Below are 15419 nucleotides of genomic sequence, written 5' to 3'. Positions count from 1 at the left end.
GGCGCCCGGCGGCTCAACACACGCCGCAACAAGGCCTAATGGACTAGGCTTGCAGGACACGGCCGAGGCCCACGGAGCACTATCCGGGCCTGCACTTGGCCGGCAACGGCGCAACAGATCCGGAAAGGTTCACACGTGGTCACCGCTTTCGTCCTGATTAAGACAGACGCTTCCCGTATCCCGGAGACCGCGGAAGAAATCTCCGCCATCCAGGGCATCAGCGAGGTCTACTCCGTGACCGGCGAATGGGACCTGATCGCGATCGCCCGGGTTCCGAAGCATGAGGATCTCGCGGACGTCATCGCGGACAAGCTTTCGAAGGTTCCCGGCGTTGTACACACCACTACGCAAATCGCTTTCCGGGCATATTCCCAGCACGACCTGGACGCGGCTTTCGCCCTCGGCTTCGAACAGTAGGGCCCGGCGCGGGGGCGGACCGCCCAGCTGTGGTTTCCGCCGGCAGCTCAGCTGCGCGAAAGCGCGACCCAGCGGTCCAGCACGGCAGTGGCAGCATCTGACTCGATGGACTCTTCTGCGCGCTTCAACGCCACGGCCATCCGCTCACTGAACGGACCGACGGCATCCAGGTCAAACGCCACGAGCCCCGCGGCGGCGTTCAGCAGCGCGGCGTCGCGCGCGGGACCGTGGGCGCCGGAGAGTACGGACCGCACGACAGCGGCATTGGCGGCGGNTCCCCGCCGCGGAGTTCCTCGAGGGTTGCCTGACGGATGCCCAGCTCGCGCGGGTCGAACATCTCCTCGCTCACGGCCCCGTGCCGGATTTCCCACACCCGGGACGGGCCGGTGGTGGTGAGCTCGTCCAGTCCGTCGTTCCCGCGGAACACGAGTCCCCGGCTGCCGCGCTTGGCCAGCACGCCCGCCACGAGCGGCGCCATCCGCTCATTGGCGACGCCGACCGCGGAGGCCTGGACATGGGCGGGGTTAATCATGGGACCCAGGAAGTTGAAGGCCGTAGGAACGCCGAGTTCGCGGCGGGCGACGGCGGCATGCCGCATTGAGGGGTGGAATACCTGGGCGAAGCAGAAGGTGATGCCGGCCTCTTCCGCGTTGAGGGCCACCCGCGGGATCGGCAGGTCCAGCCGGACGCCCAGGGCTTCGAGCACATCGGCTGAGCCGGAGGTCGAGGACGCTGCACGGTTGCCGTGCTTAACCACCTTCGCCCCGGCACCGGCCGCGATCAGCGCGGCCATGGTGGAAATATTGACGGTGTTCTGCTGGTCCCCGCCGGTTCCCACGATGTCCAGCTTCTGCCCGGCAATATCGATAGGGCTCGCATTAGCGATCATCGCCTCGACTAGGCCCACAAGTTCGTCTACGGTTTCCCCCTTGGACCGCAGCGCCACGAGGAAACCGGCCACCTGAACCGGGGTCGCCTCACCGGACATGATCGAGTTCATCGCCCACTCCGTGTTGCCGGTGGTGAGATCGATACCGTCGATCAGCGCCTTGATGAGCCGCGGCCACGTGTTGACTGCCGCCTGTGCAGATGCCTGAGAAGTCACCTTCTGATGCTATCGAGGTGCGCGCCGCAAAGACCAATGTGAACCGGTCCGGGAACTTTTCCGCGCGAATTCGCGTCTTTGTAGAAAAAGTCCCGCCAAAACGCGGTTTGCGTTGGGCACGAGGGAGTTTTATAGACATAATGTCTATGTGACATCTGCGACCCATGCCCCCAGTACCCCGGCGCACCCGACGCTGAATCGCCCGAACATGGTTTCTGTTGGAACCGTAGTCTGGCTGTCCAGTGAGTTGATGTTCTTCGCCGGTCTCTTTGCCATGTACTTCACACTCCGTTCGACTTCCGGACAGATGTGGGCCGAAGAGACAGCCAAGCTCAACTTCCCCTTTGCGCTCGTCAACACGATCGTCCTTGTGGCAAGTTCCTTTACTTGCCAGATGGGCGTCTTCGCCGCTGAGCGGCTTCAGCCGCGACGAAGCGNNGCCGCCTCAGCTTCACCCGCTGGGGTATGAACGAATGGTTCACCGTGACATTCATCATGGGTGCCTTCTTCGTGGCCGGCCAGGCGACTGAGTACGCCATGCTCGTTTCCGAGCATGTCTCGCTCTCCTCCAACGCTTACGGTTCGGCCTTCTACATCACCACGGGCTTCCACGGCCTGCACGTTATCGGCGGCCTGGTTGCCTTCCTCCTCATCATGGGCCGCTCCTTCGCAGCGAAGAAGTTCGGCCACTTTGAAGCAACCTCCGCGATCGTCACCTCGTACTACTGGCACTTCGTCGACGTCGTCTGGATCGGCCTCTTCCTGGTCATCTACGTCCTCAAGTAGCAAGACTTGACTCTTTTTCTACAAGAGGCAGAATTTCAAGAAGCGGCTCCCGGAGCCAACGCAGGATCGAATAAAGGAACCACCACGTGAAGGCACTCTCGCAGAAGCGACGTCACCCACTGGCAGCAATTGCACTGTTGCTGATGGGCCTCCTGGTCAGTGGTGGGCTGTACGCCGTTGCCACCACCGTCAACCAGGCCAAGGCCACCACCAGCTTCAGCGCAAATGACGCAGAGGAAGGCGGCAAACTCTTTGCCGCCAACTGCGCCACCTGCCACGGCATGGGCGCCAGCGGGTCCAAAGACGGCCCCTCCCTGGTAGGCGTCGGCGCTGCCGCCGTTGACTTCCAGGTCGGCACCGGCCGTATGCCCATGCAGATGAACGGCCCGCAGGCCTACAAGAAGCCCGCCCAGTTCAACGATGAGCAGACCCACCAGCTGTCCGCTTACGTTGCCTCGCTCGGCCCCGGCCCGTCCATTCCCGAGGCAGGTGTCCTCGATGAAAAGGGCGACGCCGCCAATGGTGGCGAGCTGTTCCGCACCAACTGCGCCATGTGCCACAACGCTGCTGCTGCCGGCGGCGCGCTGACCCGGGGCAAGTTCGCCCCGGCTCTCGCCGACGTCTCCGGCAAGCACATCTACGAGGCTATGGTCACCGGCCCGCAGAACATGCCGGTCTTCAGCGACGCCAACATCGGCCCGGAAGGCAAGCGTGACATCATCACCTTCCTGAAGCAGATCGAAGCCAACGGTTCACCCGGCGGCGCGGATCTGGGTGCCCTGGGTCCGGTGTCGGAAGGCCTGTTTGTCTGGATCGCCGGCCTGGGCGTCATCATCGCCTTCACCATCTGGCTCACGTCCCGGACGTCCTAGCCCACCTGTTGCACCTGTAAGAGTTTTCTGCTGACCCGTCAGCAGTTTGAATTGAAAGCTAACTCGGCACTCGCCGAGACGAGAGAGGGATGAGGCGAATTATGGGCAACCATAGTGACGGCAGTCCGAACCACTCGGGCACCGTAGCTACGGCTGGTCAGAATGAGGTGGAGAAGTTTCAGGATCCTGGAATTCCTCCGCATCGTTTGCGCCTGGCCGACACGGACCCGAAGGCCGCAAAACGAGCAGAACGGCAGGTAGCCCTTCTTTTCGGGATCTCGGTCGTTGGCACCCTGATCTTCCTGGTGGCCTATTTTGCCATCGATCTGGGCGAAGACACCGCGATCGCGACGATCCGGCTGCAGAACGCACTGCTTGGCATCGGCACTGCCTTTGCGATGCTGGGCATCGGCACCGGCATCGTGCACTGGGCCAAGGCGCTCATGCCGGACCATGAAGTCTCGGAAGAGCGCCATGCGATCCGCACCGAGGAGGACCGCCTGGCCGCCGTCCGGATCGTCGATGACATTGTCGAGGAAACGGGCATCAAGCGCCGGCCGCTGATCCGCAACACCCTTCTGGGCGCCGTGGCGCTGGCTCCCCTGCCGGCCCTGGCTGTCTTCGGTGACCTGGGTCCGCGTCCTGACAACACACTGGCCCATACCATGTGGGCACCCCAGGACGGCAAGCTCAAGCGGCTCACCCGGGACCCCGATGGCACCCCCATCAAGGCCTCGGACGTCACCATCGGCTCGGCTTTCCACGTCATCCCGGAAGGGCTGAACGAACTGCACGAAGGCAAGCTGAACGAAAAGGCCAAGGCCGTCGTTCTGCTCATGCGCCTGAACCCCGAGTCCCTCAATCCTTCCGCTGGCCGCGAGGACTGGGGCTACAACGGGATCGTTGCATATTCCAAGATCTGCACCCACGTTGGCTGCCCTGTTGCCCTGTACGAGCAGCAGACCCATCACCTGCTGTGCCCGTGCCACCAGTCAACCTTCGACCTGACCCAGGAATGCAAGGTTATCTTTGGCCCGGCCAGCCGTCCTCTCCCCCAGCTGCCTATCGCAGTAGATGCCGAGGGCTACCTGGTCGCTACCAGCGACTTCCATGAACCTGTTGGACCTAGCTATTGGGAGCGTGATGAGCATGAGCGCAACATCAACGCCTAATGCCCCCGCCTTCGTCGCCAAGACCAAGGGCGGCCGTATCACCAACTTCGTCGACGAGCGTGTCGGCGGTTCGGGGATCCTCCGTGAATTTGGCCGCAAGGTCTTTCCGGACCACTGGTCGTTCATGTTTGGTGAAGTGGCGCTTTACTCCTTCGTCATCCTGTTGCTCTCCGGCACCTTTCTGACATTCTTCTTCGATCCGTCCATGGCGGAGACGCGCTACGCGGGCTCGTACACGCCGCTGAAGAACGTCGAAATGTCCGTGGCGTACAGCTCCTCCCTCGACATCTCCTTCGATGTCCGTGGCGGTCTCTTCATGCGCCAGGTCCACCACTGGTCCGCGCTGCTGTTTGTGGCCTCGGTGTCCGTGCACATGCTGCGCGTGTTCTTCACCGGCGCCTTCCGCAAGCCCCGCGAAATGAACTGGGTGGTGGGCGGCGTGCTGCTCATCCTCTCTATGGCTGCCGGCTTCACCGGCTACTCCCTCCCCGATGACCTGCTCTCCGGCAACGGCCTGCGCATCATCGACGGCGTCATCAAGTCCATCCCGGTCATCGGAACGTACACCTCGTTCTTCCTCTTCGGCGGGGAGTTCCCCGGCACCGCTATTATCGGCCGCTTGTACATGCTGCATATTCTGCTGGTTCCGGCGCTCATCCTCCTGATGATCGTCCTGCACCTCTTTATGGTGGTCGTTCACAAGCACACCCAGTACCCCGGTCCGGGACGCAACGACGGCAACGTCGTCGGTTACCCGCTCGGCCCGGTTTATGCGGCCAAGGCCGGCGGCTTCTTCTTCATCGTGTTCGGTGTCGTCGCCCTCATGGCGGGCTTCTTTACCATCAACCCGATCTGGAACTACGGCCCTTACGATCCCTCCCCCGTTTCGGCGGGCACCCAGCCTGACTGGTACATCGGCTTCGTGGACGGCGCCCTGCGCCTGATGCCGGGCATCATCGGTGACTGGAAAGTCGAGCAGATCTGGTTCGGCCACGTCTTCACCTTCAACGTGCTGCTCCCGGCCCTGGTGCCGGCGGGAATCATCTTCACCGTGCTGTTCACCTACCCGTGGATCGAACGTTGGATCACCAAGGACAACCGCGAGCACCACGTCCTGGACCGTCCGCGAAACGCTCCGACGCGCACCGCCATCGGCATGGCCGGCTTCGTCTGGTACTGCGTCATGTGGGCAGCTGCCGGCTCCGACCTCATCGCCACGCACTTCCACGTGTCGCTGAACGATGTGACGTACTGGCTGCGTGCGCTGTTCTTCGTCGGCCCGGTCATTGCCTTCATCGTCACGAAGCGCGTTGCCCTGGCACTGCAGCGCAAGGACCGCGAAATTGCCCTGCACGGCCGTGAAACCGGCCGCATCGTGCGCCTGCCGCACGGCGAGTTCATCGAGGTCCACGCCCCGCTGGATGAGTACAAGCGTTACAAGCTCGTCGGCTTCGAGTCGCCGTCCCCGCTTCCCGCGGAGCCGAACGCCCATGGCGTCGTCGACAAGAAGGAAAAGCGCCGCGCGAAGCTCTCCCAGTGGTTCTTCGAGGACCGCGTCGCCCCGGCAACGCCGGCAGAGCTTGCGGCGGCCCACGGCCACCACGGCACCCACGAGGCTGTCGAAGCTGGCGATTCCCAGAAGACGCTCAGCCACTAACCAGCTGCGTTGAACACCAGGAAGGCCCGGTCCGTCAGGNCCGGGCCTTTTTTGCATCCATAACCAGGGCCAACCGGCAACGCGGGGTCATGTAGCGCCCATCCCGGGCCTCCGGATGGGCCGTAGCTGACCCCGCGTTGCGATTAGGGGCGGTACCCCGTGGCGTAGTTGCGCGTCGGGCGGACGCCGGGGCGCTGCAGCGGCACCCAGAGCTTGTAGCGGTCGGCCCGGTAATAGGACACCGAGTAATCCACCATGGCCCGCGCCACAAAGGCGTGGCGCTGGATCTTCAGCAGAGGCGACCCCACCTCGACGTTGAGCAGGCGGGCCGTCGACGGCGACGCCGCCGTCGCCTCGATCATGTCCTCGCCCCACTCCATCACCAGTCCGAAGCGCTCGCTCAGGACGTTGTAGAGCGAGGTGGGCGGTTCGCCGTCGAGCAGGCCGGGCACCCGGTGGGCCGGGATGAAGTTCTCGTCGACGCTCATGGGTTCGTTGTCCGCCAGGAGCAGGCGGCGGAACCGCACTAGCGGCGTCCCCTCCTCCAGCTGAAGTTCCCGGGCCAGAAATGCGCTGGCGCCAATCTGCTCGAAGCTGAGGACCTTCGCCGCCGGGACCATGCCGCGGCGCTGCATTTCCTCGCTATACGAGGTCAGCTTGACCTGCAGGTCCAGTTTGGGCTTCCGGACAAAGGTGCCCAGGCCCACCACACGCTCGATGACTTCCTCGCCGACGAGGGCATCGATGGCCTGGCGGACGGTCATCCGGGCCAGGCCGAACCGTTCGGCGAGGTCCCGCTCCGAGGGCAGGGCCGAGCCCGGCGGGCAGGCACTCACAATGTGGGCCCGGAGGATTTCCCTCAGCTGGACATAGATGGGCGTACCGTTGTGCCGGTCAATCGCGCCGGCCATGCGCGCCGCGTCAGAGGCCGCCACGGCGCTGCCTTCCGGAATGAGTCATACCTCAAGGTTAAGCCACACCGGGTTCAGGTCTAGACCACCACGGCGTCGTGGTTCGCCCGGGACGCCGGCCGCGGCTAGGCTTAAATGCGCCGGTCTCCCCCGGCACCTTCGATTCGAGACTAGGGAGTCCCGTTGCCAGTTCGGACCGCAATCGTCCAGGCCACCATCGGACTGCATGCCAGGCCTGCGGCGCTTTTTGTCCGCGCTGTCCATGAAACCGGCCTGCCCGTTACCATCAGCAGGGACGGCAGGCCGGGCGTGGACGCCCGCTCCCTGCTGGAAGTCATGACCGAGGACTTCCCCTTCGGCTGCGCGGTGGAGCTCGCCGTTGCCCCTGATGCAATCCCGGACCGCTGCAGCCCTGGCGACGTCGAAAACGCCCTGGACAGCCTCCGCGTGCTGCTGGAGTCCGCCCGCTCCCGTTAGGCGGCACAGGCTGCCTCAGAGGGTCTCCTGCAGCACCAACGANCGTCGTTATTGACTCGTTGTGTCCGCCGGGACGTTAGTGCGCGTGGTCGCCGCGGCTGTATTCGTAGACCCAGCCGACCAAAGCGACGACCGCGAGGCCGGCCGCGATGTAGACGATCCAGAACCCGATGGCCAGTCCGAGGAATCCGGTGGCGCAGGCGATGCCGAGCACCAGCGGCCACCAGCTCCAGGGGCTGAAGTGGCCCTGTTCACCGGCGCCCTCGTGGATCTCCGCATCGCTGCGGTCCTCGGGACGCATCCCGACGCGCTTGCCGGTGAAGGCGAGGTAGGCGCCGATCATGCCGGCGAGGCCGCCGAGCAACAGGACACCGAGGATGCCGACCCACTCGGACCAGCCGGTCAGGAATCCGTAGATGACGGAGACCGGGATGAAGAAGAAGACTCCGAATCCAAAAATCCTTGATTCGATTTTCACTGGGCTTGATCCTTCTGGTCGGCGTTACCGAGCGTTGCTGCTGCCGGGGCAGGAGAATCGACGGTGTATGACTGGGAGAGTTCGGGGTGGTGCAGGTCCAGCGCCGGACGCTCCGACCGGATCCGCGGCAGCGACGTGAAGTTGTGACGCGGCGGCGGGCAGGAGGTCGCCCACTCGAGGGAGGCGCCGAAGCCCCACGGGTCATCCACTTCCACCCGTTCGTTGCTGCGCCAGGTGATGTAGACGTTCCAGAAGAACGGGATCAGCGAGGCGCCCAGCAGGAACGAGGCGTAGGTGGAGAACTGGTTCATCCAGGTGAAGTTGTCCTGCGGCATGTAGTCCGCGTAGCGGCGCGGCATGCCCTCGACGCCGAGCCAGTGCTGGATGAGGAACGTGCCGTGGAAGCCGAGGAACAGCATCCAGAAGTGGATCTTGCCCAGGCGCTCGTTGAGCATCTTGCCGGTCCACTTCGGCCACCAGAAGTAGAAGCCTGCGAACATCGCGAACACCACGGTTCCGAAGACGACGTAGTGGAAGTGCGCCACCACGAAGTACGAGTCCGAGACGTGGAAGTCCAGCGGCGGTGAGGCCAGGATGATACCGGTCAGGCCACCGAAGAGGAACGTCGCCAGGAAGCCGATGCTCCACAGCATAGGGGTTTCGAAGGTGATGGAACCCCGCCACATCGTGCCGATCCAGTTGAAGAACTTCACACCGGTGGGTACGGCGATCAGCATCGTCATGAAGGAGAAGAACGGCAGCAGGACCGATCCGGTGACGTACATGTGGTGGGCCCACACGGTCACGGACAGCGCGGCAATGGAGATCGTGGCGTAAACCAGGCCCTTGTAGCCGAAGATCGGCTTGCGGCTGAAGACCGGGAAGATCTCCGAGACAATGCCGAAGAACGGCAGGGCGATGATGTAGACCTCGGGGTGTCCGAAGAACCAGAACAGGTGCTGCCAGAGGACGGCGCCGCCGTTTTCCGGGTCGAAGATGTGGGCACCGAAGCGGCGGTCCGCGCCGAGGGCGAAGAGGGCCGCGGCCAGCGGCGGGAACGCCATCAGGACCAGGATTGCCGTCACCAGGGTGTTCCAGGTGAAGATCGGCATCCGCCACATGGTCATGCCCGGGGCGCGCATGCAGATGATCGTGGTGATGAAGTTGACCGCACCGAGGATGGTGCCGAAGCCTGAGAGCGCCAAGCCGAAGACCCAGAGGTCACCGCCCACGCCCGGGCTGAACGTCGTATTGGACAGCGGTGCGTACGCGAACCAGCCAAAGGAAGCCGCACCCTGCGGGGTGATGAAGCCGGAGACGGCGATCGTGGAGCCGAAGAGGAAGAACCAGAACGCCAGTGCGTTCAGCCGCGGGAAGGCCACGTCGGGGGCACCGATCTGCAGCGGCATGATCACGTTGGCGAAGCCCGCGAACAGCGGCGTCGCGAACATCAGCAGCATGACGGTGCCGTGCATCGTGAAGAGCTGGTTGTACTGCTCTTTGGTCTGCAGGATCTGCATGCCAGGCTCGAACAGTTCGGCGCGGATCAGCAGCGCCATAACACCGCCGAAGCAGAAGAACACGAAGGACGCGATCAGGTACATGTACCCGATGGTCTTGTGGTCGGTGGAGGTGATCCAGTTGACGACGATGCGTCCCTTGGACTTCGGTACTACGGGAGCCTCAAGGATCCCGGTGGGCTGGGAATAGGTAGTTGCCACGTCGCTCCCCTTACTTGGTTTCGGCCGGGGCCGGGTTGCGGTCGTACTCTTCGCCGAGGAGTCCCGTGTTGCCGTCCTGGCGCAGCTTCTCCAGGTGCGCCTGGAACTCGGCGTCGGAAACGACCTTCACGCGGAACAGCATTTCGGAGTGGTACTCGCCACAGAGCTCGGCGCACTTGCCGTCGTAGGTTCCCTCTTTGGTGGGGGTGAACCTGATGTAGTTGGTCTTTCCGGGGATCATGTCGCGCTTCTGGAGGAAGGCGGGGACCCAGAAGGAGTGGATGACGTCGCGGGCGTTGAGCTCCACGTCAACCGACTTGTTGACCGGCAGGTACAGGGTGGGCAGCTTTTCCTTGTCCACAGCCTCGCCGGTGAGGTGGGCCTGGACTCCGGCTTCGTGGACATCCTCGCGGATGACGTCGCCCTTTTTGTAGTTGAAGTCCCATGCCCACTGCTTGCCGCGGACGTCAACGACGACGTCGGCCGGCTGGGCGCGGTTGTCGATGGCCTGCTGGTCACGGTCGGTGAAATAGAAGAACACCAGGACCATAAAGAGCGGGATCGTCAGGTAAAAGACCTCAAGGGGCAGGTTAAAGCTGTTCTGCCGGGGGAACCCGACCGTGCCTTTACGGCGCCGGTAGGCCACGATGCACCAGATCATCAGGCCCCAGGTAATGACACCCACGATCAGCGCGGCAATCCATGAGTTGACCCAGAGGTCCATGATGCGGTCAGTGTGGTTGGTGGTGCCACGCTCAGTGGGCAGCCACCCTTTCTGTACCTCTGGTGAACATCCAGTCAAAGCCAACGCGCCGGCGAGTGCCAAGCCAGTGATCGTAGTGATCTGTTTGCGTCGGCTGCCGGTTCGGTTCTGCGAACTCACAGACGGCCCTTCCTACTTGTTGCTGTTGCCCGGGCCGCAAAATGGCGGTCAAGGCACACGAAAAGTTTTACTACTCGGTGTAGATCTTACCGCTCCCCGCGAGGTTTCGCCCACATGTCCGCGCCGTGCGTCGGGACCTTTTTGACGGGCCCGCTCGTTATGGATCCTTCGGTACTAAGGCCGGGCTGACAGCCCGGCCTTAGTGGAAGGAATCACCGCACGCGCAGGAGCCGCCGGCGTTGGGGTTGTCGATCGTGAAGCCCTGCTTGGAGATGGTGTCCTCGAAGTCGATGCTGGCACCGCTGAGGTACGGGACGCTCATCTTGTCGACAACAACTTCAACGCCGTCGTAGTCGCGGACGGCGTCTCCGTCGAGGAGTCGCTCGTCGAAGTAGAGCTGGTAGATCAGGCCAGAGCAACCGCCGGGCTGCACGGCCACGCGGAGGCGCAGATCGGTGCGTCCTTCCTGCTCGAGCAGGCTGCGGACCTTGCCGGCCGCGACGTCGGTCAGCTTGACCTCGTGCGTTGCCAGTTCCTCGCCCGCCGTGGCGGTGGTGTCGGCGCTGTTTTCATTGGTTGTAGTGCTCATGGCCTACCTTCTTGACGACGGTGGTGGCGGCGCCGCTCCCGCAGCGCCCGCCCGGACTTGTACGGAACGGGCTATAGCTACATGCTACGTCGATCAGCCGTGTAGCTCTAACTCCTGACGTAACCGTCCCAGCCGGCTGGGTGTTCCCTGGGGACCGGGCGCTGCGGCGGACCAGACCCGTCCGTTCAGGCCAGTCCTTCGGCATTCCACCGGGCCAGCATCAGGGCCTCGGCAACGATGGCGTTCCGGAAGTCGGCAAGGTGCAGGGATTCGTTCGCGCTGTGCGCCCGGGAATCGGGGTCCTCGACGCCGGTGACCAGAATCTGCACGTCCGGGTACAACTCGGTCAGGTCGGCGATGAACGGAATCGAGCCGCCGATGCCGGTTTCGACGGCCGGGACGCCCCAGGCCTCGCCGAGCGCCCACATCGCGACACTGGCAGCCTTGGAGGAGGTGTCCGTGAGGAAGGCGTTGCCGCTCTCCCCCGGCGTGAAGACCACGTGCGCGCCGAACGGCGCGTTGGCTTCCACATGCCTGCGGACGGCGTCCATCGCCTCGGCCGGGTCCTGTCCGGGCGCGNNGCAGGCTGAACTTCGCCCGGGCACGGGGCAGGAGGGTGTTGGAAGCGACGTCCACGGCGGGGGCGTCGAAGCCGATGATCGACAGCGCCGGTTTGGTCCACATCCGGGAGGCGATCGTGCCGGTGCCGGCGAGCCGGACGCCGTCGAGCACCGAGGCATCGGCGCGGTACTCCGCTTCGGAGAGGTCGACGGTCACGTCGTCCCGGCTGGCGAGGCCGGCAATCGCGACGTTGCCGTCGTCGTCGTGCAGGGTGGCGATGAGCCGGGACAGCAGGGTCGGCGCGTCCAGCACGGGGCCGCCAAACATGCCAGAGTGGACGGCGTGGTCAAGGACCTTGACCTCAATGGTGCCGTCAACCAGGCCGCGGAGGCTTGTGGTGAGCGCGGGGATGCCGACCTTCCAGTTGCTCGAGTCGGCCACGACAATCACGTCTGCACGCAGCAGCTCCTGGTGGGTTTCCAGGAAGGAACGGAACGTCGGGGACCCGGCCTCCTCCTCGCCCTCGAAGAAGAAGGTCACGCCGAGGCCAAGATCGTCGCCCAGCACACGGTTCACGGCCGAGTAGGCCGCGATGTGCGCCAGGATCCCGGCCTTGTCATCGGCTGCGCCGCGTCCGTAGAGACGCCCGTCGCGCTCGACGGCGGTGAACGGCTCCGTTTCCCACAGCGCCAGGTCACCGGTGGGCTGGACATCGTGGTGTGCGTACAGGAGGATCGTCGGCTTCCCCGCGGCGGCAGGCCGGCGTGCGACCACGGCGGGGCCGCCGGGCGTCCCGTCTTCCTTGTCGCAGCGCAGGATCCGGACCTCGTCGAAGCCGCTGGCACGCACCAGCCCGGCGACGGCGTCGGCGCTGGCGTCCAGCGGGGCGGGGTCGAAACTGGGCCAGGCGATGCCCGGGATGGCGACGAGCTCCGTCAGCTGGGCGATCGTGGTCTCGAACGATTCAGTGACGGCCTGGCGGAGGGCCTCGGTGTCGACGTTTCCGACACGGCCGTGAGCGGTTTGCGGGTTCCCCGCGGGTGATGAAGTCATGGCCAGAACACTACCCGTGACGCGGATCGCTTCAAACAGTGCCACGACGGGCCGCGCCCTGTGCGGGCCGGGTCCCGCGCCCGCCGCCCCGGGGTATTCTGTAGGGGTGTTTGGACGTAAAAAAGAAGCGCCATCGGCGCAGGACCTAGTTGACCAGCAGGCGGCCGGGGCAGCCGCCCGGGATACCGCCCTCGGCAAGGGCGCGCCCACGCCCAAGCGCAGCGCGCAGGTGGCTGCCCGCAAGCGGCCGCTCGTGCCCGAGGACCGCAAGGCCTCCAAGGCTGCCGAGCGCGCCGCGGTCCAGGAGCAGCGGCTTAAGATGCGGCAGGCCATGGACACCGGCGACGAGAAGTTCCTGCCGTTGCGGGACAAGGGCCCGCAGAAGCGTTTCGCCCGTGATTATGTGGACGCCCGCTTCAGCCTCGGCGAGTACCTGATGTTCGGCGCGCTCATCTTTGTGGTGGTCTCACTCCTGGTCCCGGCCTCCAGCGAACAGATGATCTACGTCCTGGGCGGATTCTGGGTGATGTTCCTGGCCGTCTTCGTCGACGTCTTCATCCTGTCCCGGAAGCTCAGGAAACGCCTGATGGAGAAGTTTGGCGACGTGGAGCGCGGCACTGTCTGGTACGGCTCCATGCGCTCGCTGCAGTTCCGCCGCCTGCGCCTTCCCAAGCCCCTCGTCAAGCGCGGCCAGTACCCCGCCTGATTACCTCAGCAAGGAGCCCCCGGCAGTTGGACTGCCGGGGGCTCAGTCGTCCCCGGGACCAGTTGACACCCTGGTGCGGGGACGCGTGGCTTAGCGCCGGGACGGGTGCTTGGCGAGTTGCCGGTTGATCCGGGCTGCCCAGAAGGGACCCTCATAGAGGAACGCCGTGTATCCCTGCACGAGGGTGGCGCCGGCGTCGAGCCGCTGCTGCACGTCCTGCGCGGTTTCGACGCCGCCCACCGAGACAAGGGCCAGCTTTCCGCCGGTTGCCGCCTTCAGCCGGGCCAGCACCTCCAGCGACCGCTGCTTCAGCGGTGCCCCGGATAGCCCGCCGGCGCCGCAGGCCGCAACCTTGTCCGGGCTCGCCGAGAGGCCGGTGCGCGAGATGGTGGTGTTGGTGGCAATGATTCCGTCGAGATTGAGGTCCAGCGCGAGGCGCGCGACGTCGTCGATGTCTTCATCGCTGAGGTCCGGGGCGATCTTGACCAGCAGCGGAACGTGGCGCCCGGACGCCTGGTCGGCGGCCTCCCCCACTGCCGTCAGCAGGGGGCGGAGCGTCTCAACATCCTGTAGCAGCCGCAGTCCCGGCGTGTTCGGGGAGCTGACGTTGACCACGAGGTAGTCGGCGGCGGGCGCCAGGCTGCGGGCGCTGATCAGGTAGTCGGCCACCGCATCCTCCAGCTCCACCACCTTGCTCTTGCCGATGTTGACCCCGATCACCGGACGGACGCCCGGGTCGCGGCGCTGCAGGGCGGCCCGGGCGGACCTCAGGCGGGGAGCCACAGCCGCGGCCCCATCGTTGTTGAAGCCCATCCGGTTGATCACGGCCCGGTCCTCGACCAGGCGGAAGAGCCGCGGGGCCGGGTTTCCGGGCTGGGACTGCCCGGTGATGGTGCCCACCTCCACATGGCCGAAGCCAAGCTCGGCCAGGGCCTCGATGCCGTGGCCCTCCTTGTCGAAGCCTGCCGCCAGGCCGAACGGCGAGGGGAAGGTCAGGCCGAACGCCCGGGTCTGGAGGGACGCCGCCGGTGCCGTGAACTTCTGCAGCACCCGCCCGGCACCGCAGGAATGGACGAGCCGGATGGCCCGGAAGCCGATCTTGTGGGCGCGTTCGGCGTCCATCCATGAAAAGGCCAGCCGGAAGAAAGTCGGATATACGCGCATGGCTCTAGTTTTCCGGTTCCGGCGGTCCAGACCAAACCCGCGTGCCGCCGGGCGCTAGCATGAAGCCATGAGCAGCGACATTGGAGCCCCGGGCGCGGCACCCCACCGGACTGCCGGAGCAGTGATCGAGGCTGACGTGGTTGTGGTGGGGGCAGGCCTGGCCGGGCTCGTCGCTGCGGCGCAGGCCTATGCAGCGTGCCGCCGGGTTGCTGTGCTCGACCAGGAGCCCGAAGCCTCGGCCGGCGGCCAGGCGCATTGGTCCTTCGGCGGGCTCTTCCTGGTCAACTCCCCCGAACAGCGCCGGCTGGGCGTGAAGGACAGCGCCGGCCTTGCCCTGGCCGACTGGATGGCCTCTGCCGCCTTCGACCGGCCCGAGGACGCCCTCGCCCGCGACTGGGCGGCCGGCTACGTGGACTTCGCTGCGGGGGAAAAACGTGCCTGGCTCGCCTCGCTGGGAGTACGGCTGTTCCCCCTCGTGCAGTGGGCCGAACGCGGCGGCTACGGACCCGACGGCCATGGCAACACCGTCCCGCGTTTCCACGTCGCCTGGGGCACCGGTCCGGCGCTGGTGGCACCGTTCCTGGCGAAGCTGCGCGAAGGCGAGGCCGCGGGCCGGGTCTCGTTCCACTTCCGCCACCGCGCTGCCAGCGTGGTGACGGCTGCGGGACGCGTCACGGGGGTGCAGGGTGAAATCCTGGAGCCCAGCGGCGCGGTCCGCGGCGAAGCCTCCTCGCGCGTCGCCGTCGGACGCTTTGAAGCCTCCGGCGCTGCCGTGGTGGTGACCACCGGCGGAATCGGCGGAAACCATGCCACCGTCCGCCGGCAGTGGCCCGGCGCCCCGGCGCCCCGGACGATGCTCAGCGGCGT

The 15419-nt window shown here is 65.3% G+C and carries 13 protein-coding genes and 3 pseudogenes; 8 read left to right on the top strand and 8 right to left on the bottom strand.

The window, feature by feature from the left end; translation table 11 throughout:
* Positions 1-135: 135 nt before the first annotated feature.
* On the top strand, positions 136-417 hold the full coding sequence (locus tag K789_RS0118760; RefSeq protein WP_024368097.1) for an Lrp/AsnC family transcriptional regulator: 282 nt from the start codon (positions 136-138) through the stop codon (positions 415-417).
* A 47-nt stretch (positions 418-464) separates the two neighbouring features.
* On the opposite strand, the pseudogene trpD reads toward K789_RS0118760, so the two are convergent.
* A pseudogene (gene trpD, locus K789_RS23550) lies at positions 465-1522 on the bottom strand (anthranilate phosphoribosyltransferase).
* A gap of 208 nt (positions 1523-1730) precedes the next feature.
* Here trpD and K789_RS23545 point away from each other — a divergent pair.
* From K789_RS23545 to K789_RS0118735, 4 genes and pseudogenes are all read left to right on the top strand, one after another.
* Positions 1731-2308 (top strand): annotated as a pseudogene (locus tag K789_RS23545) (cytochrome c oxidase subunit 3).
* An 86-nt stretch (positions 2309-2394) separates the two neighbouring features.
* Positions 2395-3180: a cytochrome c gene (locus tag K789_RS0118745; protein WP_024368096.1), complete on the top strand. Its 786-nt coding sequence runs from the start codon at positions 2395-2397 to the stop codon at positions 3178-3180.
* Between the two features lie 101 nt (positions 3181-3281).
* Complete coding sequence (locus K789_RS0118740; protein WP_024368095.1) at positions 3282-4352, top strand: ubiquinol-cytochrome c reductase iron-sulfur subunit; 1071 nt, start codon at positions 3282-3284, stop codon at positions 4350-4352.
* On the top strand, positions 4330-6009 hold the full coding sequence (locus tag K789_RS0118735) for a cytochrome b (protein WP_024368094.1): 1680 nt from the start codon (positions 4330-4332) through the stop codon (positions 6007-6009). The genes K789_RS0118740 and K789_RS0118735 overlap by 23 nt, the downstream gene beginning before the upstream one ends.
* A gap of 143 nt (positions 6010-6152) precedes the next feature.
* Here the strand turns inward: K789_RS0118735 and K789_RS0118730 are convergent, their stop codons facing one another.
* Complete coding sequence (locus K789_RS0118730) at positions 6153-6920, bottom strand: GntR family transcriptional regulator (protein ID WP_029705308.1); 768 nt, start codon at positions 6918-6920, stop codon at positions 6153-6155.
* A 183-nt stretch (positions 6921-7103) separates the two neighbouring features.
* Between K789_RS0118730 and K789_RS0118725 the strand changes: the two genes are divergently transcribed.
* Positions 7104-7397 (top strand): HPr family phosphocarrier protein, encoded by a 294-nt coding sequence (locus K789_RS0118725; protein ID WP_024368092.1) that lies wholly within the window; start codon positions 7104-7106, stop codon positions 7395-7397.
* Between the two features lie 76 nt (positions 7398-7473).
* On the opposite strand, the gene K789_RS0118720 is transcribed toward K789_RS0118725, so the two are convergent.
* The 5 genes and pseudogenes from K789_RS0118720 to K789_RS23540 all read right to left on the bottom strand — a co-directional run bounded on the left by K789_RS0118720 (position 7474) and on the right by K789_RS23540 (position 12682).
* Positions 7474-7875: a cytochrome c oxidase subunit 4 gene (locus K789_RS0118720; RefSeq protein ID WP_024368091.1), complete on the bottom strand. Its 402-nt coding sequence runs from the start codon at positions 7873-7875 to the stop codon at positions 7474-7476.
* Positions 7872-9596 (bottom strand): cytochrome c oxidase subunit I, encoded by a 1725-nt coding sequence (ctaD, locus tag K789_RS0118715; protein ID WP_024368090.1) that lies wholly within the window; start codon positions 9594-9596, stop codon positions 7872-7874. The genes K789_RS0118720 and ctaD overlap by 4 nt, the downstream gene beginning before the upstream one ends.
* A 10-nt stretch (positions 9597-9606) precedes the next feature.
* Complete coding sequence (coxB, locus tag K789_RS0118710; RefSeq protein WP_024368089.1) at positions 9607-10479, bottom strand: cytochrome c oxidase subunit II; 873 nt, start codon at positions 10477-10479, stop codon at positions 9607-9609.
* A 199-nt stretch (positions 10480-10678) separates the two neighbouring features.
* On the bottom strand, positions 10679-11068 hold the full coding sequence (locus tag K789_RS0118705; RefSeq protein WP_024368088.1) for a HesB/IscA family protein: 390 nt from the start codon (positions 11066-11068) through the stop codon (positions 10679-10681).
* Between the two features lie 185 nt (positions 11069-11253).
* Positions 11254-12682, bottom strand: a pseudogene (locus K789_RS23540) (dipeptidase).
* Between the two features lie 106 nt (positions 12683-12788).
* Between K789_RS23540 and K789_RS0118695 the strand changes: the two are divergent.
* Complete coding sequence (locus K789_RS0118695; protein ID WP_024368085.1) at positions 12789-13388, top strand: DUF3043 domain-containing protein; 600 nt, start codon at positions 12789-12791, stop codon at positions 13386-13388.
* Between the two features lie 90 nt (positions 13389-13478).
* On the opposite strand, the gene K789_RS0118690 is transcribed toward K789_RS0118695, so the two are convergent.
* Positions 13479-14552 carry a quinone-dependent dihydroorotate dehydrogenase gene (locus K789_RS0118690; protein ID WP_024368084.1) on the bottom strand — a complete coding sequence of 358 codons (1074 nt, stop codon included), beginning with the start codon at positions 14550-14552 and terminating at the stop codon, positions 13479-13481.
* A 67-nt stretch (positions 14553-14619) separates the two neighbouring features.
* On the opposite strand from K789_RS0118690, the gene K789_RS0118685 reads away from it, so the two are divergent.
* The coding region (locus K789_RS0118685) for an FAD-binding protein (RefSeq protein ID WP_128081678.1) at positions 14620-15419 on the top strand (800 nt) is incomplete at its 3' end.

The organism is Arthrobacter sp. TB 26 (assembly GCF_000427315.1).
Taxonomy (GTDB): Bacteria; Actinomycetota; Actinomycetes; order Actinomycetales; family Micrococcaceae; genus Arthrobacter.
Note: the sequence above shows the minus strand (reverse complement) of the source record. Positions and strands in the feature narration are given on the sequence as shown.